This is a genomic window from Sneathia sanguinegens (genome assembly GCF_001517935.1).
GTDB lineage: Bacteria > Fusobacteriota > Fusobacteriia > Fusobacteriales > Leptotrichiaceae > Sneathia > Sneathia sanguinegens.
In genome coordinates, this window is record NZ_LOQF01000001.1 from 41,772 (window position 1) to 58,076 (window position 16,305).

A 16,305-nucleotide genomic window follows, 5' to 3' on the forward strand; every position below is an offset into this window, starting at 1 on the left:
AATGAGAGAAAATATATTAGAAGTTAAAGAATTAAATACTTATCTAAAAAAAGACAAAAAAGAACTTAGAATATTAAAAGATATTTCATTTAACCTAAAAAAAGGAAAAATACTTGGTATAGTTGGTGAATCAGGTTGTGGAAAGAGCTTAACAGTCAATTCTATCATAAATTTACTTGAAAATTGCAAGATAGAAGGAGAAATAAAGTACTATAACAAAGATGAAGAAATTACCTTAAATAAATTAAAGCAATATGGAAAAATTTTTAGAAATATACGTGGAAATAAGATTTCTATGATATTTCAAGATCCAATGGCTGCTTTGAATCCAGTATATACAATAGCTAATCAAATAATAGAAGTGTTATTAGAACATAAAGATATAAAAAAAAGTGAAGCCTTGAAAGAAGCAATAGAACTTTTAGAAAAATTAGGTATAAAGAATGCAAAGGATAGAATTAATGATTATCCTCATCAATTTAGTGGGGGGCAATTACAAAGGATAATCATAGCTATGGCGATGATATGTAAACCTGATATTTTGATAGCAGATGAACCAACAACAGCATTAGATGTAACAATACAAGCACAGATACTAAAGTTACTTAAAGATTTAAAAGAAGAATATAATATGTCAATAATTTTAATAACTCATGATCTTGGAGTAATAGCTGAAATGGCAGATGAGGTATTGGTCATGTATGCAGGTGAAGTTGTTGAAGGAGCTACTGCTTATGAAATATTCAAAAATCCTCTACATCCTTACACTCGTTCTTTATTACAGGCTATACCTACAAAAGGAAATAAGGGGAAAAAGCTATATGTAATAGATGGTATTGTTCCACCTATAACAGAATTTACTGAAAATGTTTGTAGATTTTCAAATAGAATTCCTTTTTTACCTAAAGAAGCTCATGAAATCAATCCTAGTTTACATGAAGTAGAAAAAGACCATTTTGTTCGTTGTACTTGCTATAAGTCATTTAAGTTAAATAATAGAAATGAAGAAATATTAGAGAAAAATAAGTTTGATGAAGTAGTTTTAGAGGTTAAAAATTTAAAAAAATACTATAACCCCAAAAGATCAATTTTTAGAAAAAAAGAACCAATAAAGGCTCTTGAAGATATTAATTTTAATGTAAAAAAAGGACAAACTATAGGTATAATAGGAGAATCAGGTTGTGGTAAATCTACTTTAGCAAAATCAATTATGAAATTGCATGACATAACGGATGGAGAAATAAATATAGACTTGGGAAAAGGCTTGCAAAATATATATAAGCTGTCAAAAGGAAAAGATTTACTTTTTAGAAAAAAGGTACAAATGGTATTTCAAGATCCATATTCTTCTCTTAATCCATCAAAAAAAATATATGAAGCCTTAGATGAACCAATGAGAGTACATAAAATGGGAGATAAAAATAAAAGATATGAAAAAATCTTAGAGGCTTTAAAAATGGTTAATTTACCAAAAGAATATCTGGACAGATATCCTCATGAGTTTTCAGGAGGTCAAAGACAAAGAATTTGTATAGCAAGGGCTTTGTGTCTTGAACCAGAATTACTTATACTTGATGAACCTGTTTCAGCACTTGATTTATCAGTACAAGCACAGGTACTTAACTATTTGATAGAAATACAACAAAAAAAGAGTATAAGCTATATTTTCATTTCACATGATTTGGGTGTAGTGAAATATATGTGTGACTATATCTATATAATAAATAATGGAAAATTTGTGGAAAAAGGAACAACGGAAGAAATCTTTAATTCACCTAAAAATGCTTATACTAAGAAATTATTAGAGTCTATTCCAGACATATCTAAAATATATGGAAAGGATAAAAATGAAAGTAATACACTTGTTTGATTTGAGTTTTTACTATCCTCATAATATGAATAATGCAAAAATATATATAAATAAGGCAATAAAGGAAGAAAAAATACTTTTCACAGAAGAAAAAGCTTGGGAAATAAGATTTGATAATTCATATCCTAATGTATTTTACGATAAACAACAAAAAAAATACCGTTGCTATTATTCAACTTTTACAAAAGATGATAATAATGGGAAAGAACCATATATACCAACAAATAATAGAATAGTTTCTTTATGTTATGCAGAAAGTATAGATGGTGTAAATTGGATAAAACCTAATTTAGGTTTAGTTGAATTCAATGCGAGCAAAGAAAATAATATTATTGCTAATTTTTTTCATGGAACTTCTGTTTTTTTTGATGAAAAAGAAAAAGATGAAAATAAAAAATATAAATTATTCACTAAAATAGATTATGGCAATGAAGTAACATATTTAGCAGTTGCTTTTTCAAAAGATGGGATAAATTTCTCAGAACCAATTAAATTAGAAAATTTTAATCCTCGTGCAGATACTCATAATCAAATAATTTATGATGAATATTTAAAAGAATATATTTTGGTTACAAGAATTTGGAAAGATGCAATGAGATATCCATTACTTGCAACAAGCAAAGATTTTTTTAAATGGGAAAATAAGGAAATTATACCACTAACTCAAACTTATGAAAAACAAGTATATTCTATGCCAATTTTTAAATTGGCAGACTATACCTTGGGTTTAGCCTCAATATATAACGAAGGAAATATGTTAGATAAAGAATATGATACAGTTTCTTTGCATTTGACATATTCTAATGATTATACTACGTGGCATTATATAGATCAAACACCATTTATAGATATTAAGGGTTGTATTTTTAGTTCTACTCCAATTAAAATAGCTAATAGATTGTATTTTTACTATATTTCTTCTGAAGGTAAACATACAGGAAATAGAAAAGGTAGCTTGATGAGAGCCTATGTTGAAGATGATAGATTAGCATACTTGGGGCAATTAGATAATGGTAAAGAGGCAAGTATTACTACATGCAAAATGTTTTTTATGGAAGATAAATTCTATATTGATGCAGATATAGAAGAAGATGGATATATTTTAATAAGTACAGATAATCACGAGGAAGTAGAAGTAAAAAAAGGAAAAAATATTTATGTAGCTACTTTTAAAGAAGCAACAAATAGACAATTAATTAGATTAAATATTAGGTTTAAAAAGGCGAAGATATATAAAATTTATGGAGAATTAGAAAAAAAGGAGTTTAAATGAAATATGAATTATATGATTTAACTATTAGCCTTATAGAACAACGAGGGGTAAAAATTCGAGATATCGCAGAATTAGTTTTAATTTCTCAAAAAAAATATTATAAGGATCTTACTATAGAAGAAGCAGAATTCAATGTAGAAAGAGTATTAAGAAAAAGAGAAGTTCAAAATGTAATAATTACAGGAATACAATTAGATAAATTAGCAGAAGAAGGAAAGATATCAAGTCCATTAGATAAGATTTTAATGGAAGATAATCCTCTTTATGGTGTAGATGAAATAATGGCTTTATCTATTTGCAATATATATGGAAGTATAGGTTTTACTAATTATGGTTATTTAGATAAACTTAAACCTGGGATATTAGAAAAAATAGACAAAAAAGTTGAAGGTAAATGCAATGTTTTCCTTGATGATTTAATAGGAGCAGTAGCTGCAGCTGCTTGCAGTAGATTAGCACACAATTATGGTTGGGAAATATAGTTGATAAAAAATTTTGCAAATTAAAAAAAACAGGATATACTCTTAATATAATGAACAAAACTAGATAATTTTACAGAAAAATAATTTATCAAGGAGTTGAAATAAATGGCTTGTGTTATTTTAAAAAATGTTGAAAAGCAATATCCTAATGGATTTAAAGCAGTGCATGGAATTAATTTGGAAATCAAAGATGGAGAATTTATGGTATTTGTAGGTCCATCTGGTTGTGCAAAATCTACTACATTAAGAATGATAGCAGGTTTAGAAGAAATAACTGGTGGTGAAATATATATAGGTGATACCCTAGTTAATGATGTTGCACCAAAGGATAGAGGAATAGCTATGGTTTTCCAAAATTATGCACTTTATCCACATATGACAGTATATGAAAATATGGCATTTGGTCTTAAATTAAGAAAGATATCTAAGCAAGAAATTGATAAAAGGGTTAAGGAAGCAGCGGAAAAATTGGAAATAACAGAGTTGTTGAATAGAAAACCAAAGGAAATGTCAGGAGGACAAAGACAAAGGGTAGCCTTAGGAAGAGCAATAGTTAGACATCCTAAAGTATTTCTTTTTGATGAACCTTTATCTAATTTGGATGCCAAATTAAGAGTGTCTATGCGTGTAAGAATAACTCAATTACATAAAGAACTTAAAACTACAATGATATATGTTACTCATGATCAAGTTGAAGCGATGACAATGGGAGAAAGAATAACAGTTTTAAATTATGGTAAAATTATGCAAGTAGATACACCTTTGAATCTTTATCATAGACCAGCAAACAAATTCGTTGCAGGTTTCATTGGTTCGCCAACAATGAATTTGATAGAGGCAGATTTAATAGAAGAAGATTCAAAAATATATGTAAAAATAGCTGACCAAAAGATACCTTTAAATGCAGATAAGGCAGCTAAAGTTAAATCATATATTGGAAAAAGAGTAATTTTTGGAATAAGACCAGAGTCAATATCTTTGGGAACAGAATTAGACATTAAAGGGGAAGTAACTGTTGTAGAACAAATGGGAAATGAAGAATATATTTATTTTAATATGGGAATGAAACAATGGACTTCAAGAATAAATGTTGAAGGAATAGATCTTAGTAAGAAATCAGGAACTTGCTATTTTAAATTTGATACAAGCAAGTGCCATATATTTGATATTGAAACAGAAAAGAATGTTAGTTTATGAAAATAAGGGTAAAGGATATCGCAGATAAATTAGGCTTATCAACATCAACTGTTAGTGTTGTTTTGAATAATAGACCTTCTAGAGTTTCAGAAAAAACAAAACAGAAGATATTTGATATGGCAAATAAGTTAAATTATCAAAAAGATATAGATGTTAATATAGAGGATAAATTAAGAGCAAAAACTATTGCAATTTTAATAGTTTCATTTTCTTGTGAAGAACAGATGAAAATTGTAGTTAAATTAGTAGAGGAATTAAAAAAAATTAATTATACAAGTTTAGTAATTCAAACTAAGGATGAAGATATTTTGAATGTTTTGGATATAGTAGTTTCAAAAGCAGTAGATGGTATTATACTACTAGAGCCAAATGAATTAGATATTTTGGAACAATATTTTGAAATTTTTAGTTTGCCAAAGGTTATATTCACTAGAAGTGATAAGATATTTAATTTTAATTGCTTTAGCATAGATAAAGAAGAAAAAATAAATGAAAAGAATATAGAATATATTATAAAAAAACTTATTGATTTAGTTCTATATCCTGAAGAAAAAGCAGTTAATATACATTTAAAAAGGCTATAATCATAGCCTTTTTTGTTGAGTAATTAAATTTTTAACATTACGCATTTTATCGTCTAAATTTGCACTCAATTTTGCACATTCAAGTAAGAGTTCTTGAATTTTTTCTGTATTATCAATATCTTTTTTATAGCGAATTTTATGCTCTATAGTTGCCCAAAAATCCATACCTATAGTTCTAAATTGAATTTCAACTTTTCTATATATCATTTTTTCATATAGAAAAATGGGAATTTCAACAATTAGATGATAGCTTCTATAACCATTAGGTTTTGGATTTTTAATATAGTCTTTCTCTTCAAATATTTTCAAATCATATTGTGCCTTAAGTGATTCAATGATGCTATAAACATCATCAACAAAGTGACAAATAACTCTTATTCCAGCAATATCAAAAATATTTTCTTCTATATCTTTTTTTGTTAAAGCAATGCCCCTTCTTTTTAGCTTTGAAATTAAACTTATAGGGGTTTTGATCCTACTTTTTATGCTTTCTATTGGATTCCCTTCTTTTCTAACAGAAAATTCTACATTCAAAACTTTTAATTTAGTTTCAACTTCTAATAAGGCACATTCATGCTCAGCAATTAATTTTTGATAGGGATAAGAGCTTTTTAAAATAACTTCAAATTGCTCATCATCTAAAGTTTCATAGAGTGTTTGTAACTGTTCAAAAACAGTAAAATCAAGCATTTAATTCACCACCTTTACTATATTTTAGCATAAAAAAAACAAACAAGCTAGAAAATCTAACTTGTTTGTAATTATTTTTACCATTCATATTTAACATTTACACTTGGTTTAATTTGAACATTTCTAAATTCAAATTTATCTCTCTTATCATTTTTCTTATTATCCAAAGTAATAGGTAATTCAGCATTAGCACTTACAGTGAATTTAGAAATTGGTTTGTATGCAACTGATAATTTAGGTGTAATTTCTAATGAAACAAAGTTGTAATTTGTATTGTCAACGCCATTAGTCTTAAATTCATGTTGACTTCTCTTCTTAGCTAATGGAGATTTCAATTCAGTAGCTTCAACCTTAACATTAAGTTCTGGAGTTAAAGTAACTGCATCTATTAATTCATAATCATATTTAGCACCTAAAGCAACTTTTACATAACCAGCATGTAGAGTATGGTTAGTTTCATTTGTTTTACCATCTTTATCAAGGTGATCACTATTGTTCTTTTCTAATTTTCTTTCAATCTTATTATCTTTTTTAGTTAAAGTAGTTTTAATATCAATATTACTGCTTGTTCCACCAAATGTAGTATCAGCAGTCAATGTTAATTTGTCAATAGCAGTATATGTAGCCTTTATATTTGTTCCGTAGTGGAATTTTAAAAGAGTTTCAAAAGATGTAGGGTTATTAGCATCAGTAGAAATACTGTTTATATCTATCATACCAAAATTATTTCTAGTAATTGTATCATCTTGAAGTTCAAATATATTTTGTAAGAATACCTTATTTTCTAATTTTAATTTATCTTTTTCGTATGTAAGATTTAAAGCAACAGCACCTGTTCCAGTATGTTTTACACCTTCAGCAAACTCGGCATCATCCTTACCAATTAAGAAGTCTTTATATTTTCCTTTATCATTACCATCGATAAAGTTAATATATTTGACATATGCTTCTCCACCTAAAACTAAGTTATTAAGAACTTTGTAATTTAATTTAGCTTCTCCTCTAATATCTTTAACTGATTTAAAGAATTCAGGTTCATAATATGTGAATTTCTTTTTATCTTTAGTAACTTCTTTCTTTTCAAATTGCCAATCATGTTTAACTTCAGCTTCAAGTTTAGAATCAACAAATTTAGGGTTTGTAACATTTAAATAAACCTTTTGAGTAGATGTTATGCTTTTACCTTCAACTTTTTCAGTTCCACCTAACTTTAATTCGTGAGTAGTGTTATATCCTAATGTAGCTTTGTTCTTTATTTCATAATTTGCATCTAATTCAGCTTTAATTTTTTCTGGAATATTGTATTCAGCTTTAACTGATGAATGGAAACCTTTTAATTCAGGGAATTCATATTTAGCCCAAACTTTTGAACCATCATTTTTTTCTTTTAAAGTTTTGAACCCTTCAAATTGAGTAGAATCTTTTTTACCTAATTTAAATAATGTCAATTCTTTTAATCCTAATTCAGTACCAAAACTAAATCCTGAATTTGCAACCTTAACTTCAGATTTTAATTTAGCAGAAGTCTTATTTTCAGTTAGCACTTCATTTACTTTTTCAGCTTTCATTTCATTTTTTACTTCTAATTCAACTGTTCCTGTAGTAGCAGCTAATGAAGCAACACTTGCTATTAATGCAGTTAATAATAGTGATTTTTTCATATTGTATATCTCCTTTTCACGATATTTACTAAATATATTATACCTCAAAAAACGAGGATTAGAAAGTGAATAATTAGTTTATCCTTAGTATTTTTATTAACCAATTTATTTTATTATAAATTAAATGTAATAAAAACGGTATTTAACTAATTTAACTAATTTAACAATTACCATACATATTTAATATTTAATCCACTCTTAACAACTTGAGTGTAATAAATTGATAATGCTGATTTCTTAACTGTGTCATTTCCATTTTTTTCTTCTTTAAAATTAATGAATTTGGCTGGTGCACTAACAAAACCAGTTAATGTTAAGCTTTTAACAGGTGTGTAAGCTACTGTTAATTTAGGTTCTACTTCAGCTGTAGTTAAGAAAAACTTATTGAATTGATCTGCTGTTGCTGCATTTTTTCTAGCGTTTTCATCCTTCAACATTTTAAATCCTTCTTTAACCTTAGTATAATCAAATTTATCTACTGAAGCAGATAATACTAATTCAGGGCTTACAATTAATTTGTTCTTAACAGCATTTATGTTGTATTTAAGACCTAATTTAGTTTTCCAATATCCTAAAGTATTGCAATTATTTTTATCTAAAATATTTTCACTTGTTGCAGCAAATACATTATTGAAATCTACATTCATACCAAATTTATTATTATATTTAACACCTAAAATAGCACCATATTTTAAATCGTGTATAGAATCATTACCAGAATTTTCAATTTTTTTAAAGTGTTGTATGAATAATTTACCTATTAAATTAGTTTTTGTATTTGCCTTATATGTAGCTTCTCCTATAACTGATTCTAGGTGTCTAACATCTTTTACTTTTTCAACATCTTTTTCTAACATGAAATCAAAATATTTAAGTTCAGTTGCACCGAATCTGTATTTGAAGTATGATCTTGCATCTAATGATAATTTATCAAAAGCATTGTAATATACTAAAGCTTGTCCACGAAGATTTTTAACAGCTTTTTCAGGTTCTTGACCATAGTCATGTTCTACACTGAATGAAAGCTTTGAGTTCTTGAACATAGGATGTGCAGTTTCAACTGATATAGTATGTTCAGATCTAATATCTTTGTCTGCTGTAAATTTTTCATTGGCATTAAAAGTAGTTTTAGTTAAGAATTTAAATGTATTTTCTTCATACATAGTCTTAAATTCAGCTTCTCCAGTAACTGGTACAACATATTTGTTGTCTTTATATTTAGCACCAACTTTTAATTTACCAGACATAATGAAGTTGTTATATTCAGGTAAAGTTAATTTTGCCCAAATATTTGAATTGTCATCAAAATCTGTTAAGTAATCTTTTAAAGATATAGTTTTATTATCATCAGCAAATTTAAATAATTTTAAATCTTTACCTTTAATATCAGCACCAAAACTAAAACCAGTGTCTTTAATGTTTACTTGAGTTTTAACACCTAATTTTGTTTTATGTTCTTTTAAACCAAATTTTTGTTCATCTTTTTTTTCTGTTGGTTTTTTTTGATTTGGATCTTTTTTTCCTAAAACAGTAGTAGATTGAATAGCTACACCACTAGTTTTAGGTTTAGGTTTATTACTGTCATCAAGCAATTTCTTCTCATAAGTTCCGAATTCAGTTTCATTTTCAATATATGATTCAACAAAACCAGTAGTTGAGGCTAAAGCAACTGAGGCTAGTAAAGTTGACAATAAAATTGTTTTTTTCATTATTTTTCTCCTTATCTAAAAATATATATTTACGAAAATTTTTAAAGCTGCTTTCTGCAACTGCATATATCTATATTTTAACCAAAAAAACACTTAAAGTAAAGAGATTAAAGAATAATTTATTTTATTTTTTTAATAAAAGATAAAGAAGGGAGCAAACATTGCAATTTGTTAATTGAGATGATATAATTGATAACATAAATGAGAATTTTGGGAGGAAACAATGGCACTTAGAAAATTTAGCAAATATATGAAAATAATGACAATATTAATAATAGTTTCAGCTGTCTTGTCTGCTGGATTTGCGGGATATCAATATTTAACAGCATATTTTCATAATAGAAAAGAAGTTTTGTGTGTAATCAATGGCGAAAAAGTGTATAAGCAAGACTATGAAAATGAATACAAAAATATTAAAGAAAATATAGAAAATGTATATCGTCAATATGGAAGAGAAAAAGATAAAGACTTTGTTAAAGTACCAGATAAAGTTGTTAAAGAAATGGCAATGGCATCTATTACTAATAGTACTTTATCAAAAGTTTTGGCACATAATTTAAAAATTGAAGTTAGTTCTGTAGATGTAAATGCAAAAATGACTGAAATAGAAAATAAATATGGTGGTAAGGAAACTTTATCTTTATTATTAGCACAAAAGGGAGCTACTATAGCTGATTTGAAAGCAAATATTAAAGATTCATTGATAGCTCAAAAAACAATTGAAAAATTCAAAGAAAAGATAAGACCTACAGATAAGCAATTAGCAGATTTGTATAATAGATTTAAATATACTGAATTTGATTCAAGACAATTTTCAGAAGTTAAAGATCAAGTAGAAGATATGTATTATAAGCAAAATCTTGATTATTTACTTAATTCTAGTGTAGAAGAACTATTTAATAAAGCAACAATTAAGACTAAGAATAAGGAAATAAAGGAATTATTTGATAATATAAAGAAGATTGAAGTTCAAGTTTCAGATGTTAAGGTTTCAAGAAAAGATATGTTAAACATGTATGTAACATTAGCAGTACAAAGTGAAAAAGGATATTCTGCTGATCTAGAAGCTAAGACTAATGAAGAACAAAAGAAAGAAATTGAAAAATTAATTGAAAAAGAAAAAATTGCAAATGAACATGGAATAAAAGGTATGGCAGGTGTTACACCAATTAATAGAATACATAGTGCATTGCAAAACTATTATTACTACTTAGTTGATACATATAAACCAAGTGAAGAAGAAATGAAAGCATGGTTTGCAAAAAATAAAAGTAGATATGATATAAAGAATACTGTAGCTGGTGAAATATTTGGTAAAGATTATAAAACATCAGAAATAGACTTGAAAAATACTGAAAACAAGGCTAAAGAATTAATGAAGACAATAACAAAAGGTAATTTTGCAAGCAAAGCAAAAGAAAATTCAGATGATACTGGAACAAAGAAAGTCGGTGGAGAATTAGGTTGGGTTGATATAGATAGCTTAGTTAAGGAATTTAGAGTAGTTGAAGGTAAAAAAGCTGGAACTATAGTTGGACCTATAAAGACTGTTTATGGATATCATATTGTTTTAGTAGAAGATGTTGATGCAAAAAATTCTAAGAGGGTAAAATTAAGACATATACTTTTAAAACCAATTAGTTCAGAAGATACAAAAAATAAGGTAAAGAAAGAAGTTGTTGATATAGAAAATCAAATTAAAGCAGGTAAATTAACTTGGGAACAAATAACAACAGATAAGACACAAAAATATAGTGAATTTAATATAAGAGAACAATTTTCATTAATAGAAAGAAATTCAGCACTACCTAAAGTAGGATATTCAAAAGAATTAATGGATGAATTATTCAAAATAAAAGTTGGTGAATTTTTAGAAAAAGATTTAGGAAATTGTTTTGTAATAATACAAAAAACACAAGAAATTCCATATAAAGAAGCAAAATTTGATGATCTTAAAGATAGAATTAGGGTAGAAATGGGATTCAAATATGCTGATAGCGAATTAGGTAAATAGAAAATGCTCGAAAGAGCATTTTTTTATGGAGAACTATTTGAAAATATAGTATAATAAGTATATTAAATTTGAAAAGAGGCATCGGCATGTATTATCTAAAAAAAATAATAAAGGGAATATTCAGTATTTATATAATAACAACAATATCATTTTTTTTGATATCGATAATACCAGGCAATCCTGCAACAGTAATTCTGGGTGTTGACGCTTCTCAAGATAGGATAGATGCATTTATAAGAAACTTTGGTTTAGATAAACCATTGGGAATAAGATATGTTCTGTGGTTAAAAAAAGTTTTACATGGTGATATGGGTATATCATTAAAATTACAAATACCTGTAAAAGAATTGATTTTAGATAAATTACCCATAACAATATTAACCAGTCTTATAACTTTGCTTATAATCTTTATAGTGTCTATACCTTTATCTTTTTATTTAAATAAAATAAAAGATGAAAAAATAATAAAAAGATGGAATAAAATTTTGGCACTAACTATATCTATACCTTCATTTTGGTTAGCTATTTTAATAATTTATGTATTCAGTGTAGTTTTAAAAGTGGCTCAATTAAGTTATGATGATAGTATTTTTTCTCTATTTATTCCTTGTCTAATAATTTCATTATCAAAAATAGGACAATTAACATATAATTTGAAAAAAAATTTATATCACGAAACTAGAGAAGAATATATAAAATATCTATATTCAAATGGAATGAAACTTAAATATCTTAATATGTATGTTTTAAAAAATGCAATTTTACCAGTGATACCATTAATAGGTCTAATGTTAATTGACTTAATAACAGGAGTTGTAATTATAGAACAAATTTTTGCTATACCGGGTATAGGAAGATTATTGCTACTTTCTGTATATACAAGGGATATTCCTTTATTACAAGGCTTAATAATTTATACTTCAACAGCTGTAATTGCCATTAATGTAGTCATAGATATACTTTATGGACTTTTAGACAAGAGAATAGTGCTAGGTGATAAAAAATGAAAAAATTAAAATACATACTTTTTCTTATTCCAATAATTTTTTTAAGAAATCCTTATACAATATCTGATAGTAAAATTTTATTAGCACCAAGTTTTAGAAATATATTAGGTACAGATAATTTAGGAAGAGATATTTATACGAGATTATTAATAGGAACTTGTAATACACTTTTGATAGTTTTAATATCTATTGTACTTGCTAGTCTTTTAGGGATTTTATTAGGAGCAATATCTGGGTATTATTCAGGAACCTTAGATAATATCATTCAAATGTTTATAGAAATAATATTATCTATACCTTCAATTTTAATAGCAATTTCAGTGATTGTTATAATAGGAGTAGGGTATAAGGCACTAATTTTGGCAATAATGTTAATGTATTTACCTTCAATAACAAATTATTCAAGAGGACTTTTTATTAAAGAAAAAGATAAGGAATATATAATAGCTGCAAAGACATATGGAGTTAAAAGTTTTAGGATAATAACAAGGCATATATTACCTAATATTGCAAAATACATATTTTTGAACTTTGAAATTAATTTTTCAAAGGCAATTTTAACTGAAGCAGGACTTGGTTTTTTAGGTATAGGAATAGATCCTTCTATACCAACACTAGGAAATATGCTAAATAGCTCTCAAACATATTTTTTAACAGCTCCTTGGTTTCCACTATTTCCTGGTCTGACTATAATATACATAGTCTATTTGGTTAATAATTTTAGTTTGAAAAAAGGAAAAAAACATGGAAGAATTAGAAATTGAAAATTTGAATGTTACAATAGATTCAGAACATTTACTTAAAAATATTTGTATAAAGATTAATAAAAATGAAGTTGTAGGAATATTGGGAGAATCTGGTAGTGGAAAAACACTAACAACAAAATTTATGTTAAATATTTTACCAGAAAAAGCTATTGTAAGTTATGATAAATATATTAAAAATACAAGTATAGGTGCAATATTTCAAAATGCCTTTATAGTTTTTAATCCGACTATTAAACTTGGTAGACAATTGAAACATTTATACAAATCACACTATAATACTTTAAAGGGTTTTGATGAAAAAATAGAAGAAATATTTAAACAAGTTGGCTTAGATAAAAAAGATTTTTTAAAAAAATATTCTTTTGAATGTAGTGGTGGAGAAAGGCAAAGATTAGCTATAGCAGGAGCTTTGATAGGTAATCCTGGTATTTTAATAGCTGATGAAGTGACTACAGCTCTTGATACGGATACCAAAAATGAAGTTCTCAATTTGTTAAATAAGATTAGAGAAAAAACTTCTATCATATATATTTCACATGAAGTTAATACAATGAGAAATTTTGTAGATAGAATTTATGTGGTATATAAGGGTGAAATTATTGAAGAAAATAGTACAAAAGAGATTTTTGAAAATCCAAAACAAGAATATACGAAAAAATTAGTAGAATTAGCTAATAAATATAGCGATGATTTAAATTGAAAAAGGAGAAATAGATGTTTTTACAAATAATAAAAGTATTGATTTTAAGCTTTATAGAAGGATTAACAGAATTTATACCTGTTAGTAGTACAGGGCATATGATATTAATAGAACATTTTTTGAAATTATCAACTAATAAAAATTTTGTTAATTCTTTTGAAATAATTATACAACTAGGTGCTATTTTATCCGTAGTAATATATTTCAGAAAAAAAATATTTCCTATAAATATTTGTTTGTGGACAAAGATAATAATAGCAATGTTGCCTGCAGCTGTAATAGGAGTTTTAGCAGACGACTTTATAGATGCTCATTTATTCAATGTATATGTTGTGGTAGCAATGCTAATAATTTATGGAGTAATTTTAATATTTTTGGAAAAAATTACAAAGAATAAAAAAATTGAAAATTTAACACAAATTTCATATAAAAAAGCATTTATTATAGGTTTATTTCAATGTTTAGCAATGATACCTGGAACTTCAAGATCTGCTGCTACTATAATGGGAGCAATGTTAATGGGAATTTCAAGAATAGCAGCAACTGAGTTTTCATTCTTCTTGGCAATTCCAACAATGTTAGGTGCGACTGCTTTAAAATTATTGAAAATTAAAAGTATGGGAGCAATGGAATTATCATTAATAGCCTTAGGTTTTGTTCTTTCCTTTATATTTGCCTATATATTCATTGCTATATTTATGGATTATATAAAAAAGCACAATTTTAAAATATTTGGATATTATAGAATAATTCTTGGAATAATTGTTGCAATAATATTAGTTAGATAGGTGAATGATAGGTAGAATATGAAAAAAATAATATTTGCAATACTTTGTATAGTTGGTGTTATCTATATTTCTAAATATCTTGATATAATAAATCCAAGTGATACTTCAGAAAAAGTAGAAATAAATGAAAATGTTGTATATAAGGAATATAACACTCAAAAAAAGAAAAGTATAAATGATATAAGCTATTCTGATATGAAGTCAGTAGGTATATCAAAGAAAAAAATGGATAAATTTATGTTGTATAAAGATTATATGGGAGCTATAGAAAAACTTGAAGATCTTAATGTTATCCCCAGAGTTAGTGATGAGGATATAGCAAAATTAAACAAGATATATATAGATTCCAAAAATGTTAGTTATAAGGAACATAATATAAATAAGGCGACAGAAATGGAACTTAAATTTTTAGGCTTGAGTAATAGTAGCATAAAGAAAATAAAGAAAAAAGGTAAAATAAAAAATATGTTTGAATTAAAAGAGCTTATTAATTCAGATTATAACAATATAAAGGGTGCTATTACTTTTTAAAAAGCATTAATTATGGTATAATACAGTTTGGAGTAATTATGAAAACGATTTTTGATTATTTAAAAAATAATAATGATGAATTAAAAGAAACTAATTTTACAGCAGTAGATGCTTTAATTTTAGCTAGAATTTCTTATTTACCATTACAACATCTATTGAAAAAAGATGAAAAAAAGCCTTTAATTGAGCTTTTTGAAATATTAACTTGTTTTAGAGATGAATTTTTTGTTGTAGAAGATGACAGAAAATTTGTCAATTTTTTACTAAAAAATAAAAGATTTTCTAAATGTATGCTAAGTTACTGCGTAAATGAAGTAGATACTACTGATTGCATGCAATTTGGAGCAGTTTTAATAGACATAGGTTTTGCAAAATATGTGTCATTTAAAGGCACAGATAGGAGCTTAGTAGGTATAAAAGAAGACTTAGATATGTCATATAAGGAAATTCCAGCTCAAAAAAAAGCTTTGAAATATTTGGAAAATATTTTAGCAAAGACAGAAGGTAAATTCATTGTAGGTGGACATTCAAAAGGTGGAAATATGGCTATTTATTCTTGCATTTACTTAGATCCTGAGGATAAGAAAAGAATAATAAAAATATATAATTTTGATGGACCAGGTTTTTTACAAACAGTGCTAGATGAAGAAGGGTATATAGAAATATTAGATAAAATAGAAACAATTTTACCAACTTCAGCTTTTATAGGTTTGCTTTTAGAAAGAAAAGAAAAAGTAAAAATAGTTAATAGTGATAGTTTCTTTGTAATGCAACATGATATTTATTCATGGGAAGTTAAGGGAAAAGATTTTGCCTATTTGAAATCATTGACTAATATAAGTAAAACAATGAATAAGTCTATAGATATTTGGCTAAAAGAAATAAGCAAAGAAGAAAGAATGGAATTTATAGATAAACTATATGCTTTGGCTAAAGAAAAAAAGATAAAGAATATAAAAGAATTAGATTTAAGATTAGTATCAAAATTATTTAATACAGTTATAAAAAATATAAAATTTAGATAGGAATAGA

At 26.2% G+C, this 16,305-nt stretch carries 15 protein-coding genes; 12 read left to right on the plus strand and 3 right to left on the minus strand.

Annotated features, from left to right (window positions below):
- Position 1 precedes the first annotated feature (1 nt).
- The 5 genes from AWT65_RS00205 (at position 2) to AWT65_RS00225 (ending at position 5,406) form a co-directional block, all read left to right on the plus strand.
- Positions 2–1,870: a dipeptide ABC transporter ATP-binding protein gene (locus AWT65_RS00205; RefSeq protein ID WP_066728106.1), complete on the plus strand. Its 1,869-nt coding sequence runs from the start codon at positions 2–4 to the stop codon at positions 1,868–1,870.
- Positions 1,848–3,143, plus strand: a complete 1,296-nt coding sequence (locus tag AWT65_RS00210) for a glycoside hydrolase family protein (protein WP_198142920.1) — start codon at positions 1,848–1,850, stop codon at positions 3,141–3,143. The genes AWT65_RS00205 and AWT65_RS00210 overlap by 23 nt, the downstream gene beginning before the upstream one ends.
- The gene (locus AWT65_RS00215) at positions 3,140–3,625 is read left to right on the plus strand and encodes a phosphatidylglycerophosphatase A family protein (protein ID WP_066728113.1); all 486 of its coding nucleotides are present in this window, start codon (positions 3,140–3,142) and stop codon (positions 3,623–3,625) included. The genes AWT65_RS00210 and AWT65_RS00215 overlap by 4 nt, the downstream gene beginning before the upstream one ends.
- 105 nt (positions 3,626–3,730) lie before the next feature.
- Positions 3,731–4,822, plus strand: coding sequence for an ABC transporter ATP-binding protein (locus tag AWT65_RS00220; RefSeq protein ID WP_066728115.1), 1,092 nt, complete (start codon positions 3,731–3,733; stop codon positions 4,820–4,822).
- Complete coding sequence (locus AWT65_RS00225; RefSeq protein WP_066728119.1) at positions 4,819–5,406, plus strand: LacI family DNA-binding transcriptional regulator; 588 nt, start codon at positions 4,819–4,821, stop codon at positions 5,404–5,406. Before AWT65_RS00220 ends, AWT65_RS00225 begins: the two co-directional genes overlap by 4 nt.
- On the opposite strand, the gene AWT65_RS00230 is transcribed toward AWT65_RS00225, so the two are convergent.
- The 3 genes from AWT65_RS00230 to AWT65_RS00240 form a co-directional block, all read right to left on the minus strand.
- Entirely contained in the window at positions 5,407–6,096 is a 690-nt protein-coding gene (locus tag AWT65_RS00230; RefSeq protein WP_066728125.1) for a GTP pyrophosphokinase, read from the minus strand.
- Between the two features lie 77 nt (positions 6,097–6,173).
- Positions 6,174–7,757: a hypothetical protein gene (locus AWT65_RS00235; protein ID WP_066728127.1), complete on the minus strand. Its 1,584-nt coding sequence runs from the start codon at positions 7,755–7,757 to the stop codon at positions 6,174–6,176.
- Between the two features lie 167 nt (positions 7,758–7,924).
- Positions 7,925–9,466: a hypothetical protein gene (locus tag AWT65_RS00240; RefSeq protein ID WP_066728129.1), complete on the minus strand. Its 1,542-nt coding sequence runs from the start codon at positions 9,464–9,466 to the stop codon at positions 7,925–7,927.
- A gap of 223 nt (positions 9,467–9,689) precedes the next feature.
- Between AWT65_RS00240 and AWT65_RS00245 the strand changes: the two genes are divergently transcribed.
- From AWT65_RS00245 to AWT65_RS00275, 7 genes are all read left to right on the plus strand, one after another.
- The gene (locus AWT65_RS00245) at positions 9,690–11,480 is read left to right on the plus strand and encodes a peptidylprolyl isomerase (protein ID WP_066728131.1); all 1,791 of its coding nucleotides are present in this window, start codon (positions 9,690–9,692) and stop codon (positions 11,478–11,480) included.
- A gap of 86 nt (positions 11,481–11,566) precedes the next feature.
- On the plus strand, positions 11,567–12,487 hold the full coding sequence (locus tag AWT65_RS00250; protein WP_066728133.1) for an ABC transporter permease: 921 nt from the start codon (positions 11,567–11,569) through the stop codon (positions 12,485–12,487).
- Positions 12,484–13,251 carry an ABC transporter permease gene (locus AWT65_RS00255; protein WP_066728135.1) on the plus strand — a complete coding sequence of 256 codons (768 nt, stop codon included), beginning with the start codon at positions 12,484–12,486 and terminating at the stop codon, positions 13,249–13,251. Before AWT65_RS00250 ends, AWT65_RS00255 begins: the two co-directional genes overlap by 4 nt.
- Entirely contained in the window at positions 13,232–13,954 is a 723-nt protein-coding gene (locus AWT65_RS00260; RefSeq protein ID WP_066728137.1) for an ATP-binding cassette domain-containing protein, read from the plus strand. The genes AWT65_RS00255 and AWT65_RS00260 overlap by 20 nt, the downstream gene beginning before the upstream one ends.
- Before the next feature lie 14 nt (positions 13,955–13,968).
- Entirely contained in the window at positions 13,969–14,742 is a 774-nt protein-coding gene (locus AWT65_RS00265; RefSeq protein ID WP_066728139.1) for an undecaprenyl-diphosphate phosphatase, read from the plus strand.
- 18 nt (positions 14,743–14,760) lie between these two features.
- Entirely contained in the window at positions 14,761–15,273 is a 513-nt protein-coding gene (locus AWT65_RS00270) for a hypothetical protein (RefSeq protein WP_066728141.1), read from the plus strand.
- 38 nt (positions 15,274–15,311) lie between these two features.
- Positions 15,312–16,298, plus strand: a complete 987-nt coding sequence (locus tag AWT65_RS00275) for an Mbeg1-like protein (protein ID WP_066728143.1) — start codon at positions 15,312–15,314, stop codon at positions 16,296–16,298.
- Positions 16,299–16,305 lie beyond the last annotated feature (7 nt).

Excerpts from the sequence above, each read along its gene's own strand:
- AWT65_RS00220 (WP_066728115.1), top strand. The coding sequence starts at position 3,731 with ATGGCTTGTGTTATTTTAAAAAATGTTGAAAAGCAATATCCTAATGGA.
- AWT65_RS00225 (WP_066728119.1), top strand. The coding sequence starts at position 4,819 with ATGAAAATAAGGGTAAAGGATATCGCAGATAAATTAGGCTTATCAACA.
- AWT65_RS00265 (WP_066728139.1), top strand. The coding sequence starts at position 13,969 with ATGTTTTTACAAATAATAAAAGTATTGATTTTAAGCTTTATAGAAGGA.
- AWT65_RS00260 (WP_066728137.1), top strand. The coding sequence starts at position 13,232 with ATGGAAGAATTAGAAATTGAAAATTTGAATGTTACAATAGATTCAGAA.
- AWT65_RS00270 (WP_066728141.1), top strand. The coding sequence starts at position 14,761 with ATGAAAAAAATAATATTTGCAATACTTTGTATAGTTGGTGTTATCTAT.
- AWT65_RS00255 (WP_066728135.1), top strand. The coding sequence starts at position 12,484 with ATGAAAAAATTAAAATACATACTTTTTCTTATTCCAATAATTTTTTTA.
- AWT65_RS00230 (WP_066728125.1), bottom strand. The coding sequence starts at position 6,096 with ATGCTTGATTTTACTGTTTTTGAACAGTTACAAACACTCTATGAAACT.
- AWT65_RS00275 (WP_066728143.1), top strand. The coding sequence starts at position 15,312 with ATGAAAACGATTTTTGATTATTTAAAAAATAATAATGATGAATTAAAA.
- AWT65_RS00250 (WP_066728133.1), top strand. The coding sequence starts at position 11,567 with ATGTATTATCTAAAAAAAATAATAAAGGGAATATTCAGTATTTATATA.
- AWT65_RS00235 (WP_066728127.1), bottom strand. The coding sequence starts at position 7,757 with ATGAAAAAATCACTATTATTAACTGCATTAATAGCAAGTGTTGCTTCA.
- AWT65_RS00245 (WP_066728131.1), top strand. The coding sequence starts at position 9,690 with ATGGCACTTAGAAAATTTAGCAAATATATGAAAATAATGACAATATTA.
- AWT65_RS00240 (WP_066728129.1), bottom strand. The coding sequence starts at position 9,466 with ATGAAAAAAACAATTTTATTGTCAACTTTACTAGCCTCAGTTGCTTTA.
- AWT65_RS00210 (WP_198142920.1), top strand. The coding sequence starts at position 1,848 with ATGAAAGTAATACACTTGTTTGATTTGAGTTTTTACTATCCTCATAAT.
- AWT65_RS00205 (WP_066728106.1), top strand. The coding sequence starts at position 2 with ATGAGAGAAAATATATTAGAAGTTAAAGAATTAAATACTTATCTAAAA.
- AWT65_RS00215 (WP_066728113.1), top strand. The coding sequence starts at position 3,140 with ATGAAATATGAATTATATGATTTAACTATTAGCCTTATAGAACAACGA.